Genomic DNA, 7402 nt, shown 5'->3' on the forward strand with positions numbered 1-7402 from the left:
TTGCATCACGGTGAACGGACCCGATCAACCGCACTGTCTCACATAATGAGACCCAATAGGTCAGCTGTTTGACTCATCGACCAACGCGCAATTACCGTCGAGCGCGTGAATCGAACCGAGCTTCTCGTAATCGGCCGGCGCGTCCAGCGCTGAGCCGACGACTGTAGGTCATTTACGTCAGCTCGCAGCTGCGACGCGCCACCCTCGAACAGCCACCTGGCTGTCGGGGGCTTTTTTGTGTTCAGGCAAGTCCATGAACTGGAACGACAAGCAGTAAAGGAACCAAGACGGTGAGCGCACCTACCGCACGGCCCGGGCCCTCGGCCCGTAAGCCCGCGCCTACGGCCCAGCCGACCCCGGCTGCGGCTGCTACCCCGAATCGTCGCCAGGTCCCGCCCGAGCGGGTCACCGGCGCGCAGTCTGTTGTCCGCTCCCTCGAGGAGCTCGGCGTCGACACGATTTTCGGTATTCCGGGCGGTGCTGTTCTTCCGGTCTACGATCCGCTGTTCGATTCGGTCAAGGTCCGCCACGTGCTGGTGCGTCACGAGCAGGGCGCGGGTCACGCCGCGACCGGTTACGCCCAGGCGACCGGCAAGGTCGGCGTCTGCATGGCGACCTCGGGTCCCGGCGCGACCAACCTGGTCACCCCGATCGCCGACGCGCAGATGGACTCGGTGCCGCTGGTGGCGATCACCGGTCAGGTCGGCCGTTCGCTGATCGGCACCGACGCCTTCCAGGAAGCCGACATCTCCGGCATCACCATGGCGTGCACCAAGCACAACTTCCTGGTCACCGACCCGATCGACATCCCGCGCATGCTCGCCGAGGCGTTCCACCTGGCCTCCACCGGCCGCCCGGGCGCCGTCCTCGTCGACATCCCGAAGGATGTTCTCCAGGCGCAGACCACGTTCTCCTGGCCGCCGGAGATGAAGCTGCCCGGCTACCGTCCGGTCACCAAGCCGCACGGCAAGCAGGTGCGCGAGGCCGCCCGGATGATCATGGACGCCAAGCAGCCCGTGCTCTACGTCGGCGGCGGCGTCATCAAGGCCGACGCCAACCAGGAGCTGCTGGAGCTGGCCGAGCTGACCGGCATCCCGGTGGTCACCACCCTGATGGCGCGCGGCGCGTTCCCCGACTCGCACACCCTCAACATGGGTATGCCCGGTATGCACGGCACCGTGGGAGCCGTTGCGGCGCTGCAGCGTTCGGATCTGCTGATCACCCTGGGCGCGCGTTTCGACGACCGCGTCACCGGCCAGCTGGACTCGTTCGCGGTGAACGCCAAGGTGATCCACGCCGACATCGACCCGGCCGAGATCGGCAAGAACCGCCACGCGGACGTGCCGATCGTGGGCGACTGCCGCGAGGTCATCACCGAGCTCATCGAGACCCTCAAGGCCGACCCGGCCGCGGCGGGCAAGTCGCCGCTGCTGGATCTCACCGAATGGTGGTCCTACCTGTCCGGTGTCCGCGACAGCTACCCGCTGGGCTGGAAGACCCCCTCCGACGGTTCGCTCTCGCCGGAGTTCGTGATCGAGAAGCTGGGTCAGATGGCCGGACCCGACGCCATCTACTGCGCCGGCGTCGGCCAGCACCAGATGTGGGCCGCGCAGTTCGTCAAGTACGAGAAGCCGCGCACCTGGCTGAACTCCGGCGGCCTGGGCACCATGGGCTACGCCGTGCCCGCCGCCATGGGCGCCAAGATGGGCATGCCGGACCGCGAGGTCTGGGCCATCGACGGTGACGGCTGCTTCCAGATGACCAATCAGGAGCTGGCCACCTGTGCCGTCGAGGGCGTGCCGATCAAGGTCGCGCTGATCAACAACGGCAACCTGGGCATGGTCCGCCAGTGGCAGACCCTGTTCTACGAGAAGCGCTACTCCAACACCGACCTGGGCACCCACACCCTGCGCATCCCCGACTTCGTGAAGCTCGCGGAAGCCCTGGGCTGCCACGGCATTCGCGTGGAGAAGGAAGAGGACGTGGAGGCCGCGATCCGCGAGGCGCAGTCGATCAACGACCGTCCCGTGGTGATCGACTTCATCGTCGGCAAGGACGCGCAGGTGTGGCCGATGGTCGCCGCCGGCACCTCCAACGACGAGATCATGGCCGCGCGCGGCATCCGCCCGCTGTTCGATGACGACGAGTCGATCTCCGAGCCCGCCGTCATCCACGAGGCCATGTCGCACGAGCAGGCTTCGCTTTCCGCGCACGAGCGTGCCGCCCAGAAGGGGTCCGAGGAATGACCACCACCCACACCCTCTCCGTGCTGGTGGAGGACAAGCCGGGCGTGCTGGCGCGCGTGGCGTCGCTGTTCTCCCGCCGCGGCTTCAATATCCAGTCGCTCGCGGTCGGCGGCACCGAGATCCCCGAGATCTCGCGCATGACCATCGTCGTGACGGTGGAGGATCTGCCGCTCGAGCAGGTCACCAAGCAGCTCAACAAGCTCGTCAACGTGATCAAGATCGTCGAGCAGGACGCCGAGTCCTCGGTGGCCCGCGAACTGATCCTGGTCAAGGTGCGCGCCGACGCTTCCGTGCGCACGCAGGTCATCGAGTCGGTGAACCTGTTCCGCGCCAAGGTGATCGACGTGTCGCCCGACGCGCTGACCATCGAGGCCACCGGCACCCGCTCCAAGCTGGACGCGCTGCTGCGCATGCTGGAGCCGTACGGTATTCGAGAGATCGTGCAGTCCGGCGTCGTCGCTGTGGGCCGTGGACCCAAGTCCATCACCGCGACTCGCTAGTAACCGGCCGCCATGGCGGCCACCCGCTCGTCATCCCGGCATGCTTTTGGCTGGGATCCACAACGCTTAATCACTGAATCCAAGAAGGAGCTGACCAAAGTGGCAGTCGAGATGTTCTATGACGACGACGCTGACCTGTCGATCATCCAGGGCAAGAAGGTCGCCGTCATCGGCTACGGCAGCCAGGGCCACGCGCACTCGCTGAGCCTGCGCGACTCGGGCGTCGACGTCCGCATCGGCCTCAAGGAGGGCTCGAAGTCCCGCGCCAAGGCCGAGGAAGCCGGTCTGACCGTCGGCACTCCGGCCGAGGTCTCCGAGTGGGCCGACGTCATCATGGTCCTCGCGCCCGACACCGCGCAGGCCTCGATCTTCACCAACGACATCGAGCCGAACCTGAAGGACGGCGACGCGCTGTTCTTCGGCCACGGCCTCAACATCCACTTCGGTCTGATCAAGGCTCCGGCCAACGTCACCGTCGGCATGGTCGCCCCGAAGGGCCCCGGCCACCTGGTGCGTCGTCAGTTCGTCGACGGCAAGGGCGTTCCGGCCCTGATCGCCATCGACCAGGACCCGAACGGCAACGGCCAGGCGCTGGCCCTGTCCTACGCCAAGGGCATCGGCGGCACCCGCGCGGGCGTCATCAAGACCACCTTCAAGGAAGAGACCGAGACCGACCTCTTCGGTGAGCAGGCCGTGCTCTGCGGCGGCACCGAGGAACTGGTCAAGACCGGTTTCGAGGTCATGGTCGAGGCCGGTTACGCGCCGGAGATGGCCTACTTCGAGGTGCTGCACGAGCTCAAGCTGATCGTCGACCTCATGTACGAGGGCGGCATCGCCCGCATGAACTACTCGGTCTCCGACACCGCCGAGTTCGGTGGCTACCTGTCGGGCCCGCGCGTCATCGACGCCGGCACCAAGGAGCGCATGAAGGCGATCCTGGCCGACATCCAGGACGGCACCTTCGTCAAGCGCCTGGTCGCCAACGTCGAGGGCGGCAACAAGGAGCTCGAGGGTCTGCGCAAGGCCAACGCCGAGCACCCGATCGAGGTCACCGGCGCCAAGCTGCGCGGCCTGATGAGCTGGGTCGATCGCCCGATCACCGAAACCGCCTAAGGTTTCTCGGGTTTCATACGCGAAGGCCCGCCAGGGATCTCCTGGCGGGCCTTCGCATTTCGCGCATGAAGGGGGTTATGCGCGAGGTATTCGTCCGTGGGTCACCAGCTGCCGGTGGGCGGCAGGTTCTGGCGCCAGCAGCAGTTGCCGCGGTTCCAGTCGCCGTCGCGGTTCCAGTCGTCCCGGTCCCGGTTCCAGTCGTCGCGGTCCCGGTCGTGGCGATGGTGCCAATCGTCGTTGTCCCACCCGTTGTTCCAGCCGCCGTCGTCGTGATGCGGCCACGCCACATCGCCCGGGGTGGGCTGGAGCGGAACATCCGCGGAGGCCGGAACCGTCACCGCGGCAAGGGGAATGAGAGCGATCGCGCCGACCGCGGCCACATGGGCGACGCTCCGGCGTAAGGATATCGACTTCATGGTCACACACCATGCCCGAAAACCCTCCGGCTACGAAACGGATTCCCTGTGAATTCCGGGCCAAATGGTCCTCATGGATGACTTTTCACCCAGAACCACCCTGAAACCCGTTGTACGGCAACGGTCCCGCAGGTTTCCTCCGCAGGGCCGTTCGCAGTATGACTGTCAGATCAGCGCGCCCGCTCCCGAACCGAGGACGGCGCCGGTCGCCAGACCGATCACGCCGCCGATCACACATCCGGGCGGTGCGGTGAGCGGGGCGATGATGGGAGCGAGGGGACCAGCCGGGAGGGTCGCGAGGGCCGCGCCCGCGATACAACCGACGATGGCGCCGCCCGCGGCTCCGGCCAGGGCACCCGCCGCGATATGGTCGGCGCGGCTGGGCGCGACACCGATGGAACGGGTGAACTGGGAGATCTGGGCCTCGGGGCCCGCCAGCACACTGTTGACCTGAGCGACCTGGTCGTCGCTGAGGAAGTCCGGGGCGACGGCGGTGAGGTCACCGGCGCGCAGCTCGCGCGGGTTGGTCGGAACGATCACGCCGATATCCGGTGTCGGCTCCGGCGCGTGCAGATCGCCCGGCTGGATCGGAGCGGCCGGATAATCCCGCTTCGTGTCCGGCCGAGTCGGGGCGTAATCGCTCTGCGGCGCCACCCCGTTCGCGTCGTCCTGCGGCGAGACGTGCTGAGCCGGCGGCGGGGTCGTGCTGACGCCCGGCTGAGCGGCGCCGGCATCGGGCGCCCCCGAATTCGGCTGGGTCACACCGGGTTGCGGCGCGGCGTGGGCGACGGCGCTGATCCCCAGCGCCGCGGTCATCGGGATCGCCGTGACGGCGGCGCGCAACATGATGCGCTGAGCCGCCGTCTGCCTACGGTGCTTCGCCATGGGTGAAGCCCAACCTTTCCTGTACACAACAACGTTCGAGCACCGAGGGATCGGTCAACCGCTGTCGTTGTGCCAGTGGGCATTTGCCGGTATCGGCGACATAGCCCCAACCCCCTTACGGTTTCGCATCGGTCAAACCGTATGACACGCACTATGCCGCAGATCGCAAAACTTGCAAATCGGCCATGGCGGGATGTGGCAACCCCGAAACCCCCGAAACCCATTGCATGGCAACGGCCCCACGGGAATTCTCCTGTGGGGCCGTTTGCGACGCGACTGTCAGTAGTGCGTACCGCCATCGATCCGGATCTCGGTGCCGGTGATGAACGCACCATCATCGGAAGCGAGCATGGCGACCACACCGGCCACCGTGTCCGGCGAGGCGAAGCCCTGCCCGATCCCCGGCGCCAGCTTCATGAACAGGCTGAGATCGGCATCCGCCGGCAACCCCGGCCCCCGCCCATCGGTCATATCACTCGAAATCGACCCCGGCGCAACAGCAACCACCCGCAACCCCTGCTTCGAGTACTCCGCGGCCAGCGCGTGGGTCATGGACATGATCCCGCCCTTGGACGCGGCGTACGCGGACATGTAGGGGTGCGCGAAGAACGCGGAAGTAGACGTGAAGTTCACGATCACGCCCTTATCGGACGCGAGCAGCTGCGGCAGCGCTTCCTTGATCATCAGGAAGGTGCCGGTCAGGTTTACCGTGATGATCTTGCTGAAGTCCGCGAGCGGCATCTCGTGGGTGTGCGCCGACCGCAGAATCCCGGCAGCGTTGATCAGCGCATCGATGCCACCGAGCGTCTCCACCGCCGCGGCCACACCCGCCTGCACGGATTCCTCGTTGGAAATATCGATCGCCACCGTGGTGAGCCGATCCCCATTGCCGTTCTCCGCGGCCTGCTTGGCGGTCTCGGCAAGCCCCGCCTCATTCACATCGGCCCCCACGACCTGCCCGCCCTCGGCCAGGATCCGATGAACCGTAGCTCGGCCGATCCCCGACCCGGCCCCGGTGACAACTACTCGCCGACCATCAAAACGCTCCATTGCGAATCTCCTAACTAGGTACTTCAGCCCCTACCTGACACGCTACGCCTACATGGCACACTGTGCCACCCTGGCATCTCGTGGACTAGGATTGATCCTCGACACCCATCACCAAAGGAGGTGAAATGTCCGCCCACCCCGCTGTCCCAGCGCCCCGTCCGTCCCTGGCGGAACGCCGCAAGACGGAAACCCGCATGGAAATAGCCCGAACCGCCGCCCGCCTCTTCGCCGCCCACGGCACCGCAACAGTCACCGCCGACCAAATCGCCTCCGAGTCCGGCGTAGCCCTCCGCACCTTCTACCGCTACTGCGGCACCAAGGAAGAAGCCGTCGAGCCCATGCTCGCCGCAGGCGCTCAACGCTGGCTCGCCGACATCGCCGCCGGTCCCCAGCGCCTCCCCACCCTCGCCGAATTCGAGTCTGCCGCAGTCTCCTCCATGTCCCCCGTCGACGGCCACGACGACTTGGACATCACCCGCGGCCTGCTCCGCGCTATGGACACCGACCCGAAACTCCGCACCGTCTGGCAACGCATCAACCTCGAGGCCGAACGCGACCTGTACCGAATCCTGCTGGAATTGACAGGACCTCACGCGGATCCGGTCGAACTGCGCCTGCACGCGGCCGCGGCCGCCGGCGCGATCCGAGTCGCTCTGGAGCTGTGGGCTGCCTCGGATGATGTCGAGCCAAGCGAGGACGTCACCCCAACGACTCTCGTCATCCGATGCATGCGGGCACTGCTGGCTGGGCAAATTTCGCAGACATCCCGCTCGTCAAGCTGATTCGGCAGACTCACACCAGGTCCAGCTAGGTTTCGGCTAACATCCCGACGGAGTGGTGAATGTAACACCATCCGGAAATAATCGGATGTCTCACGAGCATTTCGCCGACACCGATCGGCGGACATAACCTCGGGGGTGCCATGACTGAAGAGTGGAAGTTCGACGTCCCGACCACCGGTACCAAGTACCTACCACCCGACTCCAGGTATATGGAGGCGCTCAGCAGTCAGGGCTACGGTTTCGAGGCCGCGATCGCCGACCTGGTCGACAACTCGATCGACGCGGGCGCGAAAGACGTCGTGGTCCACTTCCTCCGCTCCGGCGACCGCCTGGTGAGCCTGCTGGTCATCGATGACGGTTACGGACTACCCGAATGGCATACCGCCGCTTTCGGATCCTGAACGATCACA

Annotated in this window: 8 protein-coding genes; 5 read left to right on the forward strand and 3 right to left on the reverse strand. The window is 66.2% G+C overall.

All coding sequences use genetic code 11. The features are described from left to right. The first annotated feature begins 290 nt into the window (after window positions 1-290). From ACWELQ_RS05765 to ilvC, 3 genes are all read left to right on the forward strand, one after another. Window positions 291-2246, forward strand: coding sequence for an acetolactate synthase large subunit (locus tag ACWELQ_RS05765; protein ID WP_452395874.1), 1956 nt, complete (start codon window positions 291-293; stop codon window positions 2244-2246). After that, complete coding sequence (gene ilvN, locus ACWELQ_RS05770) at window positions 2243-2746, forward strand: acetolactate synthase small subunit (protein ID WP_379364703.1); 504 nt, start codon at window positions 2243-2245, stop codon at window positions 2744-2746. Before ACWELQ_RS05765 ends, ilvN begins: the two co-directional genes overlap by 4 nt. A 111-nt stretch (window positions 2747-2857) precedes the next feature. Then, complete coding sequence (gene ilvC, locus ACWELQ_RS05775; protein ID WP_452395880.1) at window positions 2858-3859, forward strand: ketol-acid reductoisomerase; 1002 nt, start codon at window positions 2858-2860, stop codon at window positions 3857-3859. A 101-nt stretch (window positions 3860-3960) separates the two neighbouring features. On the opposite strand, the gene ACWELQ_RS05780 is transcribed toward ilvC, so the two are convergent. From ACWELQ_RS05780 to ACWELQ_RS05790, 3 genes are all read right to left on the reverse strand, one after another. Beyond that, the gene (locus tag ACWELQ_RS05780) at window positions 3961-4275 is read right to left on the reverse strand and encodes a hypothetical protein (protein ID WP_452395875.1); all 315 of its coding nucleotides are present in this window, start codon (window positions 4273-4275) and stop codon (window positions 3961-3963) included. Window positions 4276-4440: 165 nt separating this feature from the next. Further along, window positions 4441-5160 carry a hypothetical protein gene (locus tag ACWELQ_RS05785; RefSeq protein WP_452395876.1) on the reverse strand — a complete coding sequence of 240 codons (720 nt, stop codon included), beginning with the start codon at window positions 5158-5160 and terminating at the stop codon, window positions 4441-4443. Between the two features lie 279 nt (window positions 5161-5439). Next, window positions 5440-6210, reverse strand: coding sequence for an SDR family NAD(P)-dependent oxidoreductase (locus ACWELQ_RS05790; protein WP_452395877.1), 771 nt, complete (start codon window positions 6208-6210; stop codon window positions 5440-5442). Between the two features lie 125 nt (window positions 6211-6335). On the opposite strand from ACWELQ_RS05790, the gene ACWELQ_RS05795 reads away from it, so the two are divergent. Then, on the forward strand, window positions 6336-6992 hold the full coding sequence (locus tag ACWELQ_RS05795; RefSeq protein WP_452395878.1) for a TetR/AcrR family transcriptional regulator: 657 nt from the start codon (window positions 6336-6338) through the stop codon (window positions 6990-6992). Window positions 6993-7132: 140 nt separating this feature from the next. Further along, entirely contained in the window at window positions 7133-7393 is a 261-nt protein-coding gene (locus tag ACWELQ_RS05800; protein ID WP_452395879.1) for an ATP-binding protein, read from the forward strand. Window positions 7394-7402: the final 9 nt, after the last annotated feature.

The organism is Nocardia sp. NPDC004722, assembly GCF_053601505.1.